The following is a 17,455-nucleotide window of genomic DNA, read 5'->3' as shown; positions in this document are numbered from 1 at the left end:
TCACGCGGGGCCGCGGCGGCTCTCAGCGAGATGGGCGCCCTCGTCCGGCTTCCATCCCCTCGCCTGCAAAGATGCACAGAACCACCATGAGTGTGGATGTACGGCGGGGTGGCCGCCCCTCACTCATGGTGATCCCGCGCTCAGATGCCGCCCTCCAGGGTCAGCAGCTGGACCTTCCGTTCGAGGCCGCCCGCGTACCCGGTGAGGGAACCGTCGGCGCCGATGACGCGATGGCAGGGCCGCAGGACGAGCAGCGGGTTCGCGCCGACCGCGCCGCCGACCGCGCGGACGGCGGCGCGCGAGGCGCCGATCCGGGCGGCGACCTCGCCGTAGGTGGTGGTGGCGCCGTACGGCACGTCGTCGAGCGCGTCCCACACCCTGCGCCGGAACTCGGTCCCCTCGGGCCTCAACTCCAGCCGGAACTCCTTGAGTTCACCGGCGAAGTAGGCCGCCAGCTGCCGCCCGGCCTCCGCGAACCGCGCCTGGTCGCGCACCCACCCCTCCCCCACGCTCCGCCCGCCCTTCTGCCCGGGCACCGACAGCGAGGCCAGCGCCCCGCCGGCGTCCCCGGTGAGCAGCAGCTCCCCGAGCGGACTCGGAAAGGTCGCGTAGTACACGGTCGGCTGCGCGTTCTGGTCACTCACGATGCTTCCCACTTTCTTTCTGCGAGCTTTCTACGAGGAGGTGCTGACGGGCGTAGGAGCGCCACGGCCGCCAGGCGTCGCCCCGGGCCGGACCGATCGGCTCGCCCGGCACGGTCACGTCGGGGTCGCCGAGGGCGCGCATCCTGATCAGGGCGACCGTGCGGGCGTCGATGCCGGGCAGGGTGCGCAGCACGGCCTCGGCGTCGTCGCGGTCGGCCCCGGGGTCCAGGCGCAGGGTCCCGTCGGCGAGCACGCGGGCGAGGGCGCCGAGCGTGCCGCCCTCGCCGACCAGCTCGTCCGGCGCCGGGAAGACGCGGTCGAGCCCGCCGCAGGGCGCGTCGAGCCGTTTCCCGTACCGCTCGACGAGCCGCGCCGCCTCCTGCGGCCCGACGACGGCCCGCACGGCGCACTCCTCGGCGTCGGCGACCCCGGGCGAGCGCAGGCCGGGCCGGGCGGCGACCAGCGGGGCGAGCTCCGGGTCGGCGCCGAGCCGCTCGTCGATCGCGTACGGGTCGGCGTCCAGGTCGAACAGGCGGCGCAGTCGTCCGACGGCGGTCGTCAGGTCGCGCAGGTCGGTGAGGTGGATGCGGGCGTCGAGCCAGCCGCCGCGGTGCTCGGCGAGGGTGCCGGACTGTGCGTGGGCGGCCTCGTCGACGGACACGATGCCGGTGCCGTACGGCAGCCGCAGCGTGCGCCGGAACACACGCGCCCCGGGCTCCCCCGTCAACTCCTCGATCCCGTCGACGCGTTCACGGGCGAGGTGGTCGAAGACCGGCCCGGCGCGGTAGGGGCCGCGGTGGGCGAGCCGGAGCGGGATCCCGGCGACCCCGGCGACGGCGCGGCCGCGCTCGGGGGCGTCGGCGCGCAGCTCGGTCGGGGTGCGGGCGTAGACCTCGCGGATGGTGTCGTTGAACTGCCGCACGCTCGCGAACCCGGCGGCGAACGCGATCTCGGTGACCGGCAGCGGGGTCGTCTGGAGCAGGAGGCGGGCCGTGTGGGCGCGCTGGGCGCGGGCGAGGGCGACCGGGCCGGCGCCCAGTTCGGCGGTCAGCTGGCGCTGGACCTGCCGCGCGCTGTAGCCGAGCCGGCCGGCGAGCCCGCCGACGCCCTCCCGGTCCACGACCCCGTCGCCGATCAGGCGCATCGCGCGCCCGACGACGTCGGCCCGTACGTTCCAGGCCGCCGACCCGGGCACGGCGTCCGGCCGGCACCGGCGGCAGGCCCGGAAACCCGAGCTCTGGGCCGCGGCGGCCGTGGCGTAGTAGCGCACGTTCTGGCGCTTCGGGGTGACGGCGGGGCAGCTGGGCCGGCAGTAGATCCCGGTGGTCCGCACGGCGAAGAAGAACTCACCGTCGAACCGGGCGTCGCGGCTGCGGACTGCTTCGTAGCGGGTGTCTTCTTCAGTGCCCATGCGTCCCATTTTGCCGGGCCCCTCCGGGGTGGGGCTGGCGGAAATCGGACACGGGAGTGGGGGGCGGGGTTCGTCGCCGGGTGCGGGTCCGGCGGGGGCTGGTCGCGCAGTTCCCCGCGCCCCTGGAGATGCGCACTTCGTGCGCGATCTCCATCGGGCGGTCACCCGTCGGGGAAATGCGACCCGAAGGGTCTGCATTTCAGGGGCGCGGGGCTGTGTCTTTCAGCGGCTCCGCCGCGGGGCGCGAGAAGCCCCACCGGGGCGCACCCGGCGACGATCGCGCGACCACCCCCTACAGAGGCCGCCCCTGCTTCAAGCGGACCGCGGCCCGCCCCTGGGCACCCCGCGCCTTCCACTCCCGGCGCAGCTCCCCCCGGACCCGCGCATCGGCCCGGGCGACCAGCCGCCGGTTCTCCCGCAGCAGCTTGCGGTAACTGTCGAGCCGCCGCTGATGCAGCCGCCCGTCGGCCAGCGCGGCGGCCACCGCGCAGCCGGGCTCCGCCTCGTGCGCGCAGTCGTGGAACCGGCACTGCTCCGCCAGCTCCGTGATCTCCGCGAAGACCTGCTCGACCCCGGACTCGGCGTCGTAGAGCCCGACGCCGCGCAGCCCCGGCGTGTCGATGAGGACGCCGCCTCCGTCGAGCACGAACAGGTTCCGCGTGGTCGTGGTGTGCCGGCCCTTGCCGTCGATGTCCCGTACGGCCTGGACCTCCATGACGTCGGCGCCGACGAGCGCGTTGGCGAGCGTCGACTTCCCGGCGCCGGAGGCGCCGAGCAGCACGGACGTCCCGCCGGCCACGACGGACCGCAGCACGTCGACGCCGTCGCCGTCGCGCGCGCTGACGGGGAGCACCTGGACGCCGGGCGCCGTGTTCTCGACGTCGGAGACGAGGTAGGACAGGCCGAGGGGGTCGGGGACGAGGTCGGCCTTGCTGAGCACGACGACCGGCTGCGCCCCGCTCTCCCAGGCGAGCGCGAGGAACCGCTCGACGCGACCGAGGTCGAGCTCGGCGGCGAGGGAGACGGCGATGATCGCGTGGTCGACGTTCGCGGCGAGGATCTGGCCCTCGGACCGCTTGGACGAGGTGGACCGCACGAAGGCGGTGCGGCGCGGCAGGTACGCGCGGACGTAGCGCGGGTCGGCGCCTTCGGGGTCGACGACGGCCCAGTCCCCCGTGCAGATGACCTTCATCGGGTCACGGGGAACGACGAACTCGGTGTCGGCGCGGACGACGCCGTCGGCGGTGACGACATCGCACTGCCCGCGGTCGACGCGCACCACACGCCCGGGCAGGAGTCCCTGCTCCGCGTACGGGGCGAACTCCGCGTCCCAGCCGGTGTCCCAGCCGTAAGGGAGCAGCGAAGAGGACAGGGAGGAAGAAGAGGTGAAGCTGGAGGAAGACAAGGGGTGACCCTTCACAAGGGTGGCCCCGGCGGCGCGCACGCACAGGCGTGCACGGAAAGAAGAGTGTGAGGTCAGCCGGCGGCCACGGAGGTGGAGTTGACGAACTTCCGGATGCGGGCAACGCCCGTCGCAGCGACAGTCATCGGTCGACACCTCCCGGGTCACACATGGGTCAGAGGCAGCGGCAGCCGCCTGAACAAGCACGACCCTAACCACCCCCTCCGACAGCGCGCCACCGATTTATGCCGGGGGGTGCCGGCCGGGCTCCCCGCGGCGCACCAGTAGCCTGCAACGGCAGTCGGCGGCAAAGGAATGAGGCAGTACTCATGTGGGGTAGGCGGCGGAGCAACGGAACGGGTCCCCTGGTGCGGGCGGCGGTCGTGGGCGCCCAGGGGCACGGCAAGAGCACGCTGGCAGGGGCGCTGCCGGCGGCGCTGGAGGCCGAGTTCGGCCCGTCGCCCGATCCGGAGGGGCAGTTCGTCACCTCGCGCGGCCCCTACCACCTGCACGACTGCCCCGGTCTGGACGACTTCCGGTCCCGGCTCGCGGTCGGCGCCGACCAGTTGGCGGGTGTCCTCCTCGTCGTCTCCGCCGAGGACGGGCCGCTGCCGGAGACCCGCGCGTACGCGGCGGCGGCGCGGGAGGCGGGCGTGGCCCGGATCGCGGTGTACGTCAGCAAGTGCGACCTGGTCGAGGCCGAGGAGATCGCGGAGCTGATCGGCCTGGAGGCCTGCGAGATGCTCCGCGAGGAGGGCTACCCCGCGAACAAGGTCCCCATGATGTTCAGCTACGCGCTGGACGCCGCCCGCGACCCGAAGTCCAAGAAGGGCCGCCGCGGCCTGGTCCAGCTGGCCCAGACCCTGGACACCCCGTTCCGCTGACCCGCGCGGGGCGAGGCGGCGTCACGCCACGTTCTGCGGGGCCGCGATCTGCCGGGTCAGCGTGTCCCGCAGGGCCGTCAGTCGGGTGATCTCCGCGTCGAGCGCGTCGATCCGCAGCTGGACGACGCCCGGGGCGGCTCCGGGCGCGGGGGCGGTGCAGCGGCGGCCGGGGTCGGCGAGCAGAAGGTCGATGCGGTCGGCGCAGGCGCGGACGTCCCGCACGGTCAGGCCGAGGGAGAGCAGGTGCCGGATGACGCGGATCCGGGCCAGGTCCCGGTCGGCGTAGACCCGCTGGCCGGTCGCCGTGCGGCGCGGGGCGGGCAGCAGGCCCCGTTCCTCGTAGAACCGCAGCGCGCGCGGGGTGGTGCCGGCGGCGGCCGCCGCGTCTCCGATACGCATCCGAAGTCTCCCTCGTCGTCACCCGGTACCGCTGGTTCAGATCTCGACCACCAGGGTTCCGAAGTGCCGCCCCTGGTGCAGTTCCTGCAACGCTCCGGGGGCCCGATCGATGCCCGGCAGCGTCACGTGCGGATGGACGAGTTCTCCGGTGCGCAGCCAGTGGGTGAGCCGCTCCCGCCACTCCTCCTCCACGCCCGGGTGCTCGGCGTCCTGGTAGCCGGCCAGGGTCACCGCGAGCTTGACGATCCGGAACGTGTCGATCGACGCCGGTGCCGTGCCGCCCGCGAGCGCCGGGTCGAACTGGCCCGACAGGGCGCCGACCAGGCCGACCCGTGCGCCGGGCCGCGCCGCTTCGAGGGCCGCGGTGAGCTGTTCGCCCCCGACGTTGTCGATGATCACGTCGTAGCCGTCCGGCGCGGCCTCGGCGAGGGCTTCGGCCAAGGGCCCGTCCCCGGGTACCACCACGGCGTCGTAGCCGAGTTCCCGCCGCAGCCGTTCGGCCTTGCCGGGGCTGCGGGTCGTGCCGACGACCCGTCCGGCGCCGAGCAGCCGGGCGACCTGTCCGGCCAGCGAGCCGACGCCGCCCGCCGCGCCGGTCACCAGGACCGTCTCGCCCGCCCGCAGCCGGGTCAGCCGGGTCAGGGCCCCGTACGCGGCGGACGCCGTGGACAGGAGGGCCACCGGATCGGGATGGTCCTCGGGCACGACCCGGGCCGCGTCCGCGTCGACCACCGCGTACTCCCGCCAGCCGAGCAGGTGCGTGACCAGGGTCCCGACCGGTACGCCCGCGGTCCCGGGCCCCACGGCGACCACTTCGCCGAGGGCCGGGCCGAACAGGGGCTCGCCGGGCTTGAGCGGCGGCACCTGGAACCCGTCCGCCTCCCGCGAGATCAGGGTGCGCAGACCGGCGAAGACCAGGAACTTCCGGTTGCGTACGAGGAGTTGGCCGGCTCCGGGGCGGGGCACGGGCGCCTCGGCGACCCGGAAGTGCTCCGGGGCGGGCAGACCGGCGGGATTGCTGACCAGGTGGACTTCGCGACCGAGGGACGGTGCGGACATGGGTGACCTCCGGGGCCGTGGTGCCTGAACGGTGCCGGGACGCTAACCCCTGACGTGCGGGTGAGAGGCAAGAGGACGGCCCGCATGGACATCCCCGCGCCTGACCCCGCATCCTGACCCACAGACCGAACGAAGCACACTGCGGGCGTACGGTATATCGAACGCAGGTTGAAGAGAAGGGGAAGGGCGTGGGTGACTCCGAGAACTCGATCCGGGGGATGCTGGCCACCAATCTGAGACGGGCCAGGACCGAGCGGGGACTGTCGATCTCCGAGCTGTCGCGGCGATCGAAGATCGGCAAGGCGACGCTGTCGCAGCTGGAGTCCGGCACGGGGAACCCCACGATCGAGACGGTGTTCAGCCTCTCGCGCGTCCTGGAGGTGGCCGTCTCCGACCTCCTGGACGCCCGCCCGCCCGGCGGCCTGACCGTGGTCCGCGCCGAGGAGGTGGAGGTACTCAGCGGCGAGGGCGTCGACCTGCGTCCGCTGCGCCGCATCGAGACCGGCGAGGCCGTCTTCGAGGTCTTCGACCAGCGTGTTCGCGCCCAGCGCCGCCAGGAGTCGCTCGGCCACGTCGGCACCGAGCACACCATCGTGCAGACCGGCCGGCTCGGTGTGCGGGTCGACGGGCACGAGGTGGAACTGGGGCCGGGGGACTACGTCGGCTTCGACGCCGCGTCCCCGCACAGCTACACGGCGCTCGACGGCGACGTGCACTCGGTGCTGCTGCTGCAGTACCGGGCGGACCAGCGGCTGCACCTGTCGGACCCGGCACCGGACACCCCTCCCGCCCCCGGGCCACCGTCGGCCGCTCCCGCCGCCGCACCGGCCCACACACACTCGTCCGAAATCCGCCCGACGTGACCGTTGACACGTTCTGAACCCTCGCCGTACGTTCCCAGTGTTCGCTTTACCGAACACGGAGGGTTCGATGTACGGAACACGCGTGGCGGTGCTGGGCGCGGGCATAGTCGGCGCCGCCTGCGCTCGCGAGCTGGCTCTGGCCGGGCTCGAGGTCGTCGTCGTGGACCGCGGCGGCGCGGCGGCGGCGACCACCTCGCACGGCGAGGGCAACGTGCTGGTGTCCGACAAGGGCCCGGGCCCCGAACTCGAACTCGCCCGGCTGTCCCGCACGTTGTGGCCGCAGGTGCTCGCCGAGGTCGCCGAACGCTCGCCGCGCGCGGCGCACGCCGTCGAGTGGGAGCCCAAGGGCGGCATCGTCGTCGCGACCACCGCCGCCGGGGCCGAGGGCCTTGCCGGCTTCGCCGCCGGGCAGCGCGCGGCGGGCGTCCGCGCCGACGTCCTCGACGCGGAGCGGCTCGCCGCGGCCGAACCGTACGTGACCCGTGAGCAGACGGCGGCCCTGCACTACCCCGAGGACGCCCAGGTGCAGCCCGCCGGAGCGGCCGCCGCCCTGCTCGGCGACGCGCTCGCCGCGGGCGCGACCCTGCGCACCGGCTGCGAGGTGCTCGGCGCGCTGTCCCGGGGCGGCCGGATCACCGGGGTCCGCACCTCGGCCGGCCCGCTGGAGGCCGACTGGTTCGTGAACGCGGCGGGCCCCTGGTCCGGTGAACTGTCCGCCCGGCTCGGCGCCCCCGTGGACGTGCGGCCCCGCCGCGGCGACGTCCTCGTGACGACCCCGCTGCCGCCGATGGTGTTCCACAAGGTGTACGACGCGGACTACGTGGGCGCGGTCGGCAGCAGCGCCGAGGACCTGCAGACCTCCGCGGTCGTGGAGTCCACGCGCGGCGGCAGCGTGCTCATCGGTTCCTCGCGCCGCCGCGTCGGCTTCGACGACCGGCTGCGCCCCGAGGTCCTGTCGGCGGTCGCCGCGAAGGCCCTGCGCCTGTTCCCGGCGCTGGCCGGGGTCCCGGTGATGCGCGCGTACGGCGGCTTCCGGCCCTACGTCCCCGACCATCTCCCGGTCATCGGCGCGGATCCGCGCCTCGACGGCCTGTGGCACGCGGGCGGCCACGAGGGCGCCGGGATCGGTCTGTCCGTGGGCACGGGACGGCTGCTGCGGAATCTGATGCTGGGCGAGCCGGCGGACCTGGACGCGTCGCCGTTCCGCGTGGACCGGCCCGCCGTGCTGGGCACCGGCGCACACCCCCTGACCGAGGAGTCGATATGAGCCCCCGACGTGTCCGTGCCGGGTCCGACGCCGTGCGCCGGCGGGACCGGCCGCTGCGGATCACCGTCGACGGCGAACCGGTCGACGGGATCGCCGGGCAGACCGTCGCGGGCGTCCTGCTCGCCGCCGGCCGCCTCGCCTGGCGCACCGGCCGCTCCGGCGCGCCGCGCGGCGTGTTCTGCGGGATCGGCGTCTGCTTCGACTGTCTGGTGACGGTCGGCGAGGAGCGGGACGTACGGGCCTGCCGCCGCCGGGTCCGGGACGGTGACGTCGTCACGACCCAGAGCCGGAACGCCCCCGGGCCGGATCGTGACCCGGACCGTCGCGGGAAGCCCGGCGCGCCCGGAACGGAGGAGCGATGACGGACCGTCATGTCGTGGTCGTCGGGGCGGGCCCCGCGGGACTCGCCGCCGCCGAGACCGCCCTGGCCGCCGGCGCCCGGGTCACCCTGATCGACGCCGGCGACCGGCCCGGCGGCCAGTACCACCGGATGCTGCCCGAGGCGTACGACGCGGCCCGGCCCGAGGTGCTGCACCACGGCTGGCGGGCCTTCGACCGGCGCCGCCGCCGGGTGCTCGCCCACCCCCGGTGCTCCTGGTGGTCCGGCACCTCCGTGTGGGCCCTCGAACGCCCGGACCCGGAGCGGCCCGGCCCGCCGCGCGTGCACGTCCTGCGCGGCCCGGCCGACGCCGGCGGCCGTCGCCGCACGACCCTGGACCCCGACGCCCTGGTCCTCGCGGTCGGCGCCCACGACCGTGTACTGCCCTTCCCCGGCTGGGAGTTGCCCGGGGTGTTCACCGCCGGTGCCGCGCAGGCGCTCGCGAAGGGTGAGCGGGTCGTGGTCGGCGACCGGGTCGTCGTCGCGGGCACCGGGCCGTTCCTGCTGCCGGTGGCCGCCTCGCTCCTCGAAGCGGGCTCGCGGGTCCTCGAAGTACTGGAGGCCAACACCCCCGGCACCGTCGCCCGCGGCTGGTCGCGGCGGCCCTGGCAGCTCGCCGCGCAGGCCTCCAAGGTCGGTGAACTCGCCGAGTACAGCGCTCTGTTGCTGCGGCACCGGGTCCCGTACCGCACCGGGCGCACCGTGGTCGAGGCGCGCGGCGACGGCCGGGTCGAGGAGGTCGTCACCGCGCGGCTGCGCGCGGACTGGTCGGTCGCCTTGGGCAGCGAGCGCACGCTGGCGGTGGACGCGGCGTGCGTGACGCACGGCTTCAGCCCCCAGCTGGAGCTGCCCGTGGCCGCCGGATGCGCCCTGCGCACCGGTACCGGCGGGGAGTTCGTGGAGGTGGACGCCGACCAGGCCACGACCGTCCCCGGCGTCTACGCGGCCGGTGAGATCACCGGTGTCGCGGGCGCCCCGGCCGCGCGGGCCGAGGGCGCGCTCGCCGGATGGCTCGCCGCCGGCGGCGATCGGGAGGCGGCCACGCTGCGGCCGCTGCGGCGCAGCCGGGACCAGGGGCGCGCCTTCGCCGCGCGTCTGGCCCGCGCGCATCCGATCGGCGCGGCCTGGCCCGGGTGGCTGCGCCCCGAGACCGTCGTCTGCCGCTGCGAGGACGCCGACTACGCCTCCCTGTGCCGGGCGGCCGAGGCGCCGCAGAGCGCTTCGGCGCGGGTCGCGAAGCTGGAGACCCGCGCGGGGCTCGGCCCCTGTCAGGCCCGGATCTGCGGGCCGACGGTCGCGGAGCTGAACGCCCGGCTTTCCGGGGCGCCTGCCGAGTGTCCGGTCGAGGGCCTGCCCGCGCCCGCGCCGCACCGGCGTCCGATCGCCCAGCCCATCCGGCTCGGCGACCTGGCCGCGCCGCCCGAGCCGCACCACCCCTGAACCACCCCTGAACCACCCCTGCGCCATCTGAATTCTCGTCAGGTCCCGTCAACAGGAGCAGAGTTCATGAGCGACACCCAGAAGCAGCAGCCCCTGTCCCTCGGCGGCGTGGTCGTGGCCACCGCCCTCCCCTACTACGAGGACGCCTCCGCCCCGGCCGGTCTCGCCGTGGACTACGACAAGTACGCCGACCACTGCCGCTGGCTCGTGGAGAATGGCTGCCGCGGCGTCGGCCCGAACGGCTCGCTCGGCGAGTACTCCTCGCTGACCGACGCCGAGCGCCGCAAGGTGGCACAGACCGCGAAGGAGGCGGTCGGCGACACGGGCGTCGTGGTGGTCGGCGTGCACGGCGTCGGCTCGCACCAGGCCAGGCACTGGGCCGAGATCGCCGCCGAGGACGGCGCGGACGGACTGCTCTGTCTGCCGCCGACCATGTACCGCGCCAACCGGGGCGAGGTCCTCGCCCACTTCGAGGCGGTCGCCTCCGTCGGCCTGCCCGTCATGATCTACAACAACCCGATCGACACCAAGGTCGACCTGACCCCTGACCTGGTCGCGGAGATCGCGCGGATCGAGAACGTGGTCGCCGTCAAGGAGTTCTCCGGCGACGTGCGCCGCGTCCTGGAGATCAAGGAGCAGGCGCCCGGCCTGGAGATCATCAGCGGCGCCGACGACGTCGTCCTGGAGAGCCTCCTCATGGGCGCCACGGGCTGGTTCGCCGGTTTCCCGAACGTGTTCCCCGCCGAGTCGGCCCGCCTGTACGAACTGGCCACCGCCGGCAAGCTGGAGGAGGCCCGCGCCCTGTACGAGCCGCTGGTCGCCGCGTTCCGCTGGGACTCGCGCACCGAGTTCGTGCAGGCCATCAAGCTGGGCATGGAGCAGGTCGGCCGGTACGGCGGCCCGTGCCGTCCGCCGCGCGGCCCGCTCACCGCCCGGATGCGCGAGCAGGTCGAGGCCGACATGGCCCGTGCGATCGCCGCGCTGGAAGCGGGGTCCGCCCGATGAGGTCGGTCCGCACGCTCAGTGCCGTCGACTCGCACACCGAGGGCATGCCCACCCGCGTCGTCACCGGCGGGGTGGGCCCGATCCCGGGCGCCACGATGGCCGAGCGCCGCCGGTACGCGATGGAGCACCTGGACGGGCTGCGCCGGTTCCTGGTCGACGAGCCGCGCGGGCACTCCGCGATGAGCGGCGCGATCCTCCAGCCGCCGACCCGGCCGGACGCCGACTGGGGCGTGCTCTACATCGAGGTCAGCGGGTTCCTGCCGATGTGCGGCCACGGCACGATCGGCGTGGCCACCGTCCTCGTCGAGACGGGCATGGTCGAGGTCACCGAGCCGGAGACCCGGGTCCGTCTGGACACGCCCGCCGGGCTCGTCGAGGCCCGGGTCACGGTGCGGGACGGCCGCGCCGAGAAGGTGACCCTGCGCAACGTGGACTCGTTCGCGCTCGAACTCGACGCGGCCGTCAAGGTGCCCGGCCTCGGCGAGGTCCGCTACGACATGGCGTACGGCGGCAACTTCTACGCGATCGCCGAACTCGACCGGCTGGGGCTGCCGTTCGACCGGTCCCGCAAGGACGAGATCCTCGCCGCCGGTCTGGCGGTCATGAAGACGATCAACGAGCGGAACCGCCCCGTGCATCCGGCGGACCCGCTCATCGGCGGCTGCAAGCACGTGCAGTTCCTGGCCCCGGGCTCGGACGCGCGGCACTCGCGCAACGCGATGGCGATCCACCCGGGCTGGTTCGACCGCTCCCCCTGCGGCACCGGCACGTCGGCGCGCATGGCCCAGCTGCACGCGCGCGGCGAACTCCCGCTGGACACCGCGTTCGTGAACGAGTCGTTCATCGGTACGCGGTTCACCGGCCGGCTCCTGGAGACCGCCGAGGTCGGCGGACTGCCCGGGGTCGTCCCCGAGTTCTCCGGGCGGGCCTGGATCACCGCCACCGCGAACTACCTGCTCGACCCGAGCGACCCGTTCCCCCACGGGTTCGTGCTCTAGCACATCCCCCGCGCGGCGGCCTGGTCGGCGCCTGCCTCGTGGCCCACCAGGCGTGGCCGCGGGACCTGCTGCCGCCGGCGCTGCGCGACGACAACCCGTGGGGGGTGCCGCAGCGGACCGACGGACGCCTCAGCGCGTGACGGGGTCCTCCAGCGTCGGGACGCACGGGGACAGCAGTGGCTCCGTGTGTGCGGTGACCGCGCCGCGGACGAGCCGGAACACCCGGACCTCGTTCGCGTGCCCGGGGTCCTCGTCGTCGAGCACGTGCAGGAGTCCGTAGGACCCGGGAGCGACCCGCCCCACGTGCCGGAAGAAGGCGACGACGTCCGGCGGTGAGCGGTGGTTGGAGTGGCCGCCGAGGTGGAGGAACGGCTCGCCGTTCATCCACCTCAGGTCGAGCAGGTAAGGACTGTCGAGCGCGGCGACGCGGGTGCGGAGTGCGTCGACGGTCCGGCGCAGCCGGTCCGCGTCGTCGTCCTCGCCCGCGCTCTCGCGGACCGTGATCCAGCCGTGGTACTCGAACACCCGCCGATCCTAAGGCGTGTTCGCTCAGCCGGACTCAGCGCGGGAGCGTCTGGTCGCGCCAGCGGGTGTACTGCTCCTCGGGGTCGCCCGTGTAGGACCAGGGGACGTCGGTGGCGCGGTTGTCGAGCAGCCGGAAGACCTCGCCGAGGCGTTCGGTGAGGCCGGCCTTGGTCAGGCCGTGGGCCAGGTGGTTGAGATCGGCGACGTCCTGGGCGCCGGGGATCCGGTGGGTGATCCACTTGTCGAGCGCGGTGGTCAGGTCGCGGCGCGCCTGTTCGTCGCTCCAGTGGTGGCTCAGGCCGAGCGAACCGCGGCCCTCCTCGGCGACCCGGTGCCGGTAGTGCTCGGCGCGGGCCACCTGTGTGAGGACGGCGAGCGGGGATCCGTCGGGGGCGTAGGCGGCGGCGTCCCAGGCGAAGTTGAGGGCCTGCCCGTAGGAGCCGTGCCAGCGCGCCGACAGGAACCGCAGGGCCTGGTGGTGGCCTTCGCGGTGGTACGGGTCCCGGGCGAGCAGCTCCTTCCACCAGGCGTGCATGTCGGGGTGGCCGCCCGGGTACAGCCGGCCCAGCGCGACCAGCGAGACCCAGGGGTAGGGGTCGGCGGGGGCGAGGGCCGCGGCCCGGTGGCAGAGCCAGGCGGCGCTGTCCAGCCGTTCGGCGCCCGGGTCCTCCCCGGCGCGCGCGGCGGCGAACATCCGCATCACCTCGGTCTCGGCCCGCAGCACGGCAGCGTCCGGGTTGTGCGGCTCCGAGGCCTGCCAGAGGTCGACGGTGCGCCGGCCGGCCGCCGCGTCGGCGAGCAGCCGGATGCGGTGGGAGCGCCGGTCCCAGTCGCCGGGCGTGCGGGCCAGCAGGTCCCGCGCGCCCTCCCACCGGCCGAGCAGCATGTCCTGCCGGCCCTCGGCCAGTGCCCGGTCGCCGAACGCCGGGTCGTAGTCCGGTGTGTGCCGCTCGCGGCGCAGCCACCCTGCCATGACGAGATCCCCCTGGATGCGATGCGTGCGAACGGGACGGTTCAGAAGTCGGTGAGGACGCCGTCCCTGCGGCCTCCGGCGGCGGCCGTGACCGGCTCCGCACCCTCGAGGGCCTCCTCGGCGGCCTGGACGTCCCGCGGGTTCAGCGGCCGCGGACGGAAGTACGAGCGGCCGCCCTGGACCCGGGCGACGGTCACCGGGATCAGCCCGAGGGCCAGCGATCCGAGTCCGATGGCCAGTTGGGCGGTGTTCATGTCCGGGATCGACACGGCGAAGATCCAGACGTTGAACAGGGCGCCGGCCAGCGGCCAGAGGCCGAGCAGCAGCAGTTTGCCGGGCGAGCGCAGCAGTTCCCGGCGGTAGGCGACGACGACGGCGATGCCGGCGAGCGCGTAGTAGAAGGTGATCAGCAGGCCGATGCCGACGAGCGCGTCCTCGAGGATCCCGAATCCGGTGCCCAGTACGGCGATCAGGCCGAGGACGAGGACGGAGAGCGCGGCGACGAGCAGCGTCGACATCATCGGTGTCTGCCGCTCGGGGTGGATGCGGCCGAGGAAGGACGGGACGGTGCGGTCGCGGCCCATGGCGAACAGGGTGCGGGTGGCCTGGAGGAGTGTCGTCTCCAGGGTCGCGACGGTGGACAGCAGCAGGGCGAGGACGAGCAGGTCGCCGCCCACGCCGGGCAGGGCCGCGTCGCCGAACGCGGTGAGGAAGCCGGCGCTGTCGGCGCCCGCGGCGGGGCCGAGCAGGACGTTCGCGCTGATCGCCACGAGGAGGAAGGTGGCGGCGGTGACGAGCAGGCCGATCAGTCCGCCGCGTCCGGCGCCGCCGCGGCCGCGCCGGGTCTCCTCGCTGAGGTTGGCCGTCACGTCCCAGCCCCAGTACAGGGCGCCGGCGATGAGCGCGCCCGCGGTGAAGCTGTGGGCGGCGTCGAAGTGCCCGAAGCCGAGCCAGGAGAAGGAGAAGGACGAGGCGTGCTTGCTCCGGGTCAGCGCGGCGACGGCCACGACGACGAGCAGGAGCAGCTGGCCGCCGACGGCGACGGCGCGGGCCCGTGCGCCGAGCCGGGTGCCGAACGCGACGAGGGCCGCGATCAGCAGGAACCAGCCGAGGCCGACGCCGGTGGCCAGACCCTCGTCGCGGGCCAGGTCCTCGCCGAACAGGGACAGCGTGGCCGCGCCCGCGGGCTGGGTGGAGGAGATCATGAAGACGGTCGTCGCGACGACCACGGCCCAGCCGCAGAGGAAGCCGAGGAACGGGTGGAGGGTGCGCGCCACCCACGAGTACGTGGCGCCGGAGTTCACGTCCAGGCGGCCGAGGTGCCGGAACGCGAGCGCGATGCCGAGGGTGGGCACGGCGCAGTACAGCAGCACGGCCGGGGCGGCGAAGCCCACGGCGGCGATCAGCGCGGGGGCCATGGCCATCGCGGTGTAGGCGGGTCCGCAGCCCGCGATCGCGAGGACGATCGAGTCGAACGTCCCCAGACTCCCTGTTCTCAACCCGTTTTTGTTGCTGGCCCCGTTGTGCACCGGTTGCGCCTCTCCTAGACGTCCGTGGCCGTTGTCGGCCGTTCTCGGCCGTTCTCGGCCGCGACGTGAGCCGGATCATGCCCATGACCGGTGAGTAGCACAAGGCCAGTTCTGCGCTTTCGCGCAAACTGATGCCGGTTCGACGCTCGTTCCGTCGAGTTGATCATCGATGCCTACGGATTTCGTTGCGGCCCTGCGTCGCTTTTCGGACGGCTCCCGCTGACCGGGAGCGGACATGGCCCGCGCTCGGTCCCGCTGCCTACCGTCGCCGCACCACAACTCACCCCGAGGAGCCCGGCCATGTCGTCCGAGTCCACCGCCGGCCTCGCCGAGCGCGTCGCGCGCATCGAGGCGCGGCAGGAGATCGAGGAGCTCAAGTACCGCTATCTGCGGGCCTGCGACCACAAGGACCCCGAGGGGTTCCGCGCCTGCTTCGTCCGCGAGGGCGCCGACATCGACTACGGCGAGCTGGGCGCTTTCGCGACCGTGGACCAACTGGTCGACCTCTTCCGGCAGATCGCGCTGGCCCGCGACGAACAGGGCCACCGGGTCCTGGACATGCACCACGGCGTGCACCCGGAGATCACCTTCCGCTCCCCCACCGAGGCGACCGGCCGCTGGACCCTGCGGTTCCGGCAGCTGAACCTCGTGGACCGCACGGAGCGGGTGCTGTGCGGCGAGTACGACGACCGGTACGTCGTGGAGGACGGGGCCTGGCGGCTGGCCAGGCACCACTTCCGCAGCCTCTGGTCGCTGACCCGCCCGCTGCCCGAGGGGTACGTCGTCGACGAGAAGGGACTGCTGTGAGCGACACCTCCACACCACGCGTCGCGCTGGTCACGGGCACCGGAAAGGGTGTCGGCCGGGGCATCGCCGCCGCGCTCGGCGCGCGGGGCTGGACCGTGTACGTCACCGGCCGCGGCGAGCCGGGCCCCGGCAGCCCGCAGGCGGAGACCGCGCGCCGGGTCACCGAGGCCGGCGGCGAGGGCGTCGGCCTGCGCTGCGACCACCGGGACGACGCCCAGATCGAGGCGCTGATCGCACGGATCACCGCCGACCGGGGCCGGCTCGACCTGCTGGTCAACAACGTGTGGGCCGCGCCCGACGACATGGCCGGCTTCGAGGACCCGTTCTGGACCCGGCCCGTCGCCGACTGGGAGCCGCTGATCGGCGTCGGCCTGCGCGCCCACTACGTCGCCGCCGTGCACGCGGCCCGGCACATGGTGGAGCGGGGCAGCGGACTCATCGTCAACATCTCCTCGTTCGGCGCCCGCGCCCCGCTGCACTCGGTGCTCTACGGGATCTCCAAGGCGGGCCTGGACAAGATGGCCGCCGACATGGGCCACGAGCTGGCCTCCGCGGGCGTCTCGGCGGTGTCGCTGTGGCCGGGCCTCGTCCGCACGGACGGCCTGGTCGAGGCCGGGGTGGAGGAGGTCGCCGGGTTCAAGCTGGCCGACGCGGAGTCCCCCGAGTTCGTGGGCGCGGTCATCGCCCGCCTCACGGACGACCCCCGCCTGCCCGAGCGCAGCGGCCACACCTTCGTCGTGGCCGAACTCGCCGAGGAGTACGAGGTCACGGAGCCGGACGGCCGCCGGGCCGCCTCGCACCGCGCGGCCTTCGGCGGCGGCCCCCTGTACTGACCGTCTCCGGTCGCCTGTGAGCCCGGTCCCCGTAGTGGCAGCTTCTGCCACTACGGGAGACGGGGTGCGTTCATGCCCCGCCCCACCCTCGACGACGCCGCGCTGCTGCGGATTTCGTCGTGTTGCGCCGACGTCATGATCACGGCGGGCGACACGTCCGCCCCGGTGGCCGAACTGGCCGAGTCGTTCACGGACCGGCCCGAGGCGTCCATCCGCCGGCTGATGCGGCTGACGTTCCAGGACCTCGGGCTGCGCCGGGTGTGGCTGGAGGCCGCGCACGAGACGGCCCGCCTGATCCGCCCGGCCGTCGCGCGGCTGAACGGGACGCCGGTGGTCTCCATGTCCGCGGCAAGCTCGTGCTGGACGTCACCGCCCGGTCTCTACAGGCCGGGGTACAGCGGGTGCTTGTCGGCGAGCGCGGTGACGCGGGCCTTGAGCGCGGTGGCGTCGTAGGACGGCTTGAGGGCCTCGGCGATCACGTCGGCGACCTCACGGAAGTCGTCGGCGTCGAAACCGCGCGTGGCCAGCGCCGGCGTACCGATGCGCAGACCCGAGGTGACCATCGGCGGGCGCGGGTCGTTCGGAACGGCGTTCCGGTTGACCGTGATGCCGACCTCGTGGAGGCGGTCCTCGGCCTGCTGCCCGTCCAGGTCGGACTCGCGCAGGTCGACCAGGACCAGGTGGACGTCGGTGCCGCCGGAGAGCACGTTCACCCCGTACTTGCGGGCGTCCTCCGAGGTCAGACGCTCGGCGAGAAGACGAGCGCCTTCCAGTGTGCGTTCCTGCCGCTCCTTGAACTCCTCGCTCCCCGCGACCTTGAACGAGACCGCTTTCGCCGCGATCACATGCTCCAGCGGGCCGCCCTGGAACCCGGGAAACACCGCGGAGTTGAGCTTCTTCGCCAGGTCCTTGTCGCGGGCGAGGATGATGCCGCCGCGGGGACCGCCGAGGGTCTTGTGGGTCGTGGAGGTGACGACGTCGGCGTAGGGGACCGGGTTGGGGTGCAGCCCGGCCGCGACGAGACCGGCGAAGTGGGC

Annotated in this window: 18 protein-coding genes and 1 pseudogene; 10 read left to right on the top strand and 9 right to left on the bottom strand. The window is 74.1% G+C overall.

Features of this window, described 5'->3' with window-relative positions:
- Positions 1-140 precede the first annotated feature (140 nt).
- The 3 genes from ACFW9D_RS23510 to rsgA form a co-directional block, all read right to left on the bottom strand.
- Entirely contained in the window at positions 141-644 is a 504-nt protein-coding gene (locus ACFW9D_RS23510) for a methylated-DNA--[protein]-cysteine S-methyltransferase (RefSeq protein ID WP_384624429.1), read from the bottom strand.
- Positions 637-2,055 (bottom strand): DNA-3-methyladenine glycosylase 2 family protein, encoded by a 1,419-nt coding sequence (locus ACFW9D_RS23505; protein ID WP_384624427.1) that lies wholly within the window; start codon positions 2,053-2,055, stop codon positions 637-639. The genes ACFW9D_RS23510 and ACFW9D_RS23505 overlap by 8 nt, the downstream gene beginning before the upstream one ends.
- Positions 2,056-2,347: 292 nt before the next feature.
- Positions 2,348-3,460: a ribosome small subunit-dependent GTPase A gene (rsgA, locus tag ACFW9D_RS23500; RefSeq protein WP_384624425.1), complete on the bottom strand. Its 1,113-nt coding sequence runs from the start codon at positions 3,458-3,460 to the stop codon at positions 2,348-2,350.
- Between the two features lie 365 nt (positions 3,461-3,825).
- On the opposite strand from rsgA, the gene ACFW9D_RS23495 reads away from it, so the two are divergent.
- Complete coding sequence (locus ACFW9D_RS23495; protein ID WP_384624423.1) at positions 3,826-4,341, top strand: GTP-binding protein; 516 nt, start codon at positions 3,826-3,828, stop codon at positions 4,339-4,341.
- Positions 4,342-4,362: 21 nt separating this feature from the next.
- On the opposite strand, the gene ACFW9D_RS23490 is transcribed toward ACFW9D_RS23495, so the two are convergent.
- Together ACFW9D_RS23490 and ACFW9D_RS23485 are read right to left on the bottom strand one after the other, a co-directional pair.
- Positions 4,363-4,740 carry a MerR family transcriptional regulator gene (locus tag ACFW9D_RS23490; RefSeq protein WP_384624421.1) on the bottom strand — a complete coding sequence of 126 codons (378 nt, stop codon included), beginning with the start codon at positions 4,738-4,740 and terminating at the stop codon, positions 4,363-4,365.
- A gap of 36 nt (positions 4,741-4,776) precedes the next feature.
- Positions 4,777-5,799 carry an MDR family NADP-dependent oxidoreductase gene (locus ACFW9D_RS23485; RefSeq protein WP_384624419.1) on the bottom strand — a complete coding sequence of 341 codons (1,023 nt, stop codon included), beginning with the start codon at positions 5,797-5,799 and terminating at the stop codon, positions 4,777-4,779.
- 188 nt (positions 5,800-5,987) lie between these two features.
- Here ACFW9D_RS23485 and ACFW9D_RS23480 point away from each other — a divergent pair, with 188 nt between their 5' ends.
- From ACFW9D_RS23480 to ACFW9D_RS23455, 6 genes are all read left to right on the top strand, one after another.
- On the top strand, positions 5,988-6,662 hold the full coding sequence (locus ACFW9D_RS23480; protein ID WP_384624417.1) for a helix-turn-helix domain-containing protein: 675 nt from the start codon (positions 5,988-5,990) through the stop codon (positions 6,660-6,662).
- A gap of 67 nt (positions 6,663-6,729) precedes the next feature.
- Positions 6,730-7,929 carry an NAD(P)/FAD-dependent oxidoreductase gene (locus tag ACFW9D_RS23475; protein WP_384624415.1) on the top strand — a complete coding sequence of 400 codons (1,200 nt, stop codon included), beginning with the start codon at positions 6,730-6,732 and terminating at the stop codon, positions 7,927-7,929.
- On the top strand, positions 7,926-8,291 hold the full coding sequence (locus tag ACFW9D_RS23470) for a (2Fe-2S)-binding protein (protein WP_384624413.1): 366 nt from the start codon (positions 7,926-7,928) through the stop codon (positions 8,289-8,291). Before ACFW9D_RS23475 ends, ACFW9D_RS23470 begins: the two co-directional genes overlap by 4 nt.
- Positions 8,288-9,748, top strand: coding sequence for an FAD-dependent oxidoreductase (locus ACFW9D_RS23465; protein ID WP_384624411.1), 1,461 nt, complete (start codon positions 8,288-8,290; stop codon positions 9,746-9,748). Before ACFW9D_RS23470 ends, ACFW9D_RS23465 begins: the two co-directional genes overlap by 4 nt.
- A 66-nt stretch (positions 9,749-9,814) precedes the next feature.
- On the top strand, positions 9,815-10,753 hold the full coding sequence (locus tag ACFW9D_RS23460) for a dihydrodipicolinate synthase family protein (protein ID WP_384624409.1): 939 nt from the start codon (positions 9,815-9,817) through the stop codon (positions 10,751-10,753).
- The gene (locus ACFW9D_RS23455) at positions 10,750-11,751 is read left to right on the top strand and encodes a proline racemase family protein (RefSeq protein WP_384624407.1); all 1,002 of its coding nucleotides are present in this window, start codon (positions 10,750-10,752) and stop codon (positions 11,749-11,751) included. Before ACFW9D_RS23460 ends, ACFW9D_RS23455 begins: the two co-directional genes overlap by 4 nt.
- Positions 11,752-11,880: 129 nt before the next feature.
- Here the strand turns inward: ACFW9D_RS23455 and ACFW9D_RS23450 are convergent, their stop codons facing one another.
- Genes ACFW9D_RS23450 through ACFW9D_RS23440 form a run of 3 tightly spaced genes read right to left on the bottom strand, consistent with a single transcriptional unit; the run spans position 11,881 to position 14,748 of the window.
- A complete protein-coding gene (locus ACFW9D_RS23450; RefSeq protein ID WP_384624405.1) occupies positions 11,881-12,276 on the bottom strand; it encodes an Imm7 family immunity protein in 396 nt (131 codons plus the stop codon).
- A gap of 34 nt (positions 12,277-12,310) precedes the next feature.
- Positions 12,311-13,249 carry a hypothetical protein gene (locus ACFW9D_RS23445; protein ID WP_188336238.1) on the bottom strand — a complete coding sequence of 313 codons (939 nt, stop codon included), beginning with the start codon at positions 13,247-13,249 and terminating at the stop codon, positions 12,311-12,313.
- Positions 13,250-13,290: 41 nt separating this feature from the next.
- Positions 13,291-14,748 carry an APC family permease gene (locus tag ACFW9D_RS23440; RefSeq protein WP_384624403.1) on the bottom strand — a complete coding sequence of 486 codons (1,458 nt, stop codon included), beginning with the start codon at positions 14,746-14,748 and terminating at the stop codon, positions 13,291-13,293.
- Positions 14,749-15,078: 330 nt separating this feature from the next.
- Between ACFW9D_RS23440 and ACFW9D_RS23435 the strand changes: the two genes are divergently transcribed.
- The 3 genes from ACFW9D_RS23435 to ACFW9D_RS23425 all read left to right on the top strand — a co-directional run bounded on the left by ACFW9D_RS23435 (position 15,079) and on the right by ACFW9D_RS23425 (position 16,871).
- Positions 15,079-15,585, top strand: a complete 507-nt coding sequence (locus ACFW9D_RS23435) for a nuclear transport factor 2 family protein (RefSeq protein ID WP_384624401.1) — start codon at positions 15,079-15,081, stop codon at positions 15,583-15,585.
- Entirely contained in the window at positions 15,582-16,418 is an 837-nt protein-coding gene (locus ACFW9D_RS23430) for an SDR family NAD(P)-dependent oxidoreductase (protein WP_384624400.1), read from the top strand. The genes ACFW9D_RS23435 and ACFW9D_RS23430 overlap by 4 nt, the downstream gene beginning before the upstream one ends.
- A gap of 72 nt (positions 16,419-16,490) precedes the next feature.
- Positions 16,491-16,871, top strand: coding sequence for a hypothetical protein (locus ACFW9D_RS23425; protein ID WP_384624398.1), 381 nt, complete (start codon positions 16,491-16,493; stop codon positions 16,869-16,871).
- On the opposite strand, the pseudogene ACFW9D_RS23420 reads toward ACFW9D_RS23425, so the two are convergent.
- Positions 16,799-17,455 (bottom strand): annotated as a pseudogene (locus ACFW9D_RS23420) (serine hydroxymethyltransferase); the annotation flags it as partial. The gene ACFW9D_RS23425 and the pseudogene ACFW9D_RS23420 overlap by 73 nt on opposite strands.

Origin of the sequence: Streptomyces sp. NPDC059524 (assembly GCF_042749255.1) — a bacterium.
GTDB lineage: Bacteria > Actinomycetota > Actinomycetes > Streptomycetales > Streptomycetaceae > Streptomyces > Streptomyces xanthii.
Note: the sequence above shows the minus strand (reverse complement) of the source record. Positions and strands in the feature narration are given on the sequence as shown.

What these genes read in the sequence shown, in the direction of transcription:
- ACFW9D_RS23475 (WP_384624415.1), top strand. Translation starts at nt 6,730, where the DNA reads ATGTACGGAACACGCGTGGCGGTGCTGGGCGCGGGCATAGTCGGCGCC.
- ACFW9D_RS23485 (WP_384624419.1), bottom strand. Translation starts at nt 5,799, where the DNA reads ATGTCCGCACCGTCCCTCGGTCGCGAAGTCCACCTGGTCAGCAATCCC.
- ACFW9D_RS23490 (WP_384624421.1), bottom strand. Translation starts at nt 4,740, where the DNA reads ATGCGTATCGGAGACGCGGCGGCCGCCGCCGGCACCACCCCGCGCGCG.
- ACFW9D_RS23455 (WP_384624407.1), top strand. Translation starts at nt 10,750, where the DNA reads ATGAGGTCGGTCCGCACGCTCAGTGCCGTCGACTCGCACACCGAGGGC.
- ACFW9D_RS23425 (WP_384624398.1), top strand. Translation starts at nt 16,491, where the DNA reads ATGCCCCGCCCCACCCTCGACGACGCCGCGCTGCTGCGGATTTCGTCG.
- ACFW9D_RS23435 (WP_384624401.1), top strand. Translation starts at nt 15,079, where the DNA reads ATGTCGTCCGAGTCCACCGCCGGCCTCGCCGAGCGCGTCGCGCGCATC.
- ACFW9D_RS23445 (WP_188336238.1), bottom strand. Translation starts at nt 13,249, where the DNA reads ATGGCAGGGTGGCTGCGCCGCGAGCGGCACACACCGGACTACGACCCG.
- ACFW9D_RS23470 (WP_384624413.1), top strand. Translation starts at nt 7,926, where the DNA reads ATGAGCCCCCGACGTGTCCGTGCCGGGTCCGACGCCGTGCGCCGGCGG.
- ACFW9D_RS23505 (WP_384624427.1), bottom strand. Translation starts at nt 2,055, where the DNA reads ATGGGCACTGAAGAAGACACCCGCTACGAAGCAGTCCGCAGCCGCGAC.
- ACFW9D_RS23460 (WP_384624409.1), top strand. Translation starts at nt 9,815, where the DNA reads ATGAGCGACACCCAGAAGCAGCAGCCCCTGTCCCTCGGCGGCGTGGTC.
- ACFW9D_RS23465 (WP_384624411.1), top strand. Translation starts at nt 8,288, where the DNA reads ATGACGGACCGTCATGTCGTGGTCGTCGGGGCGGGCCCCGCGGGACTC.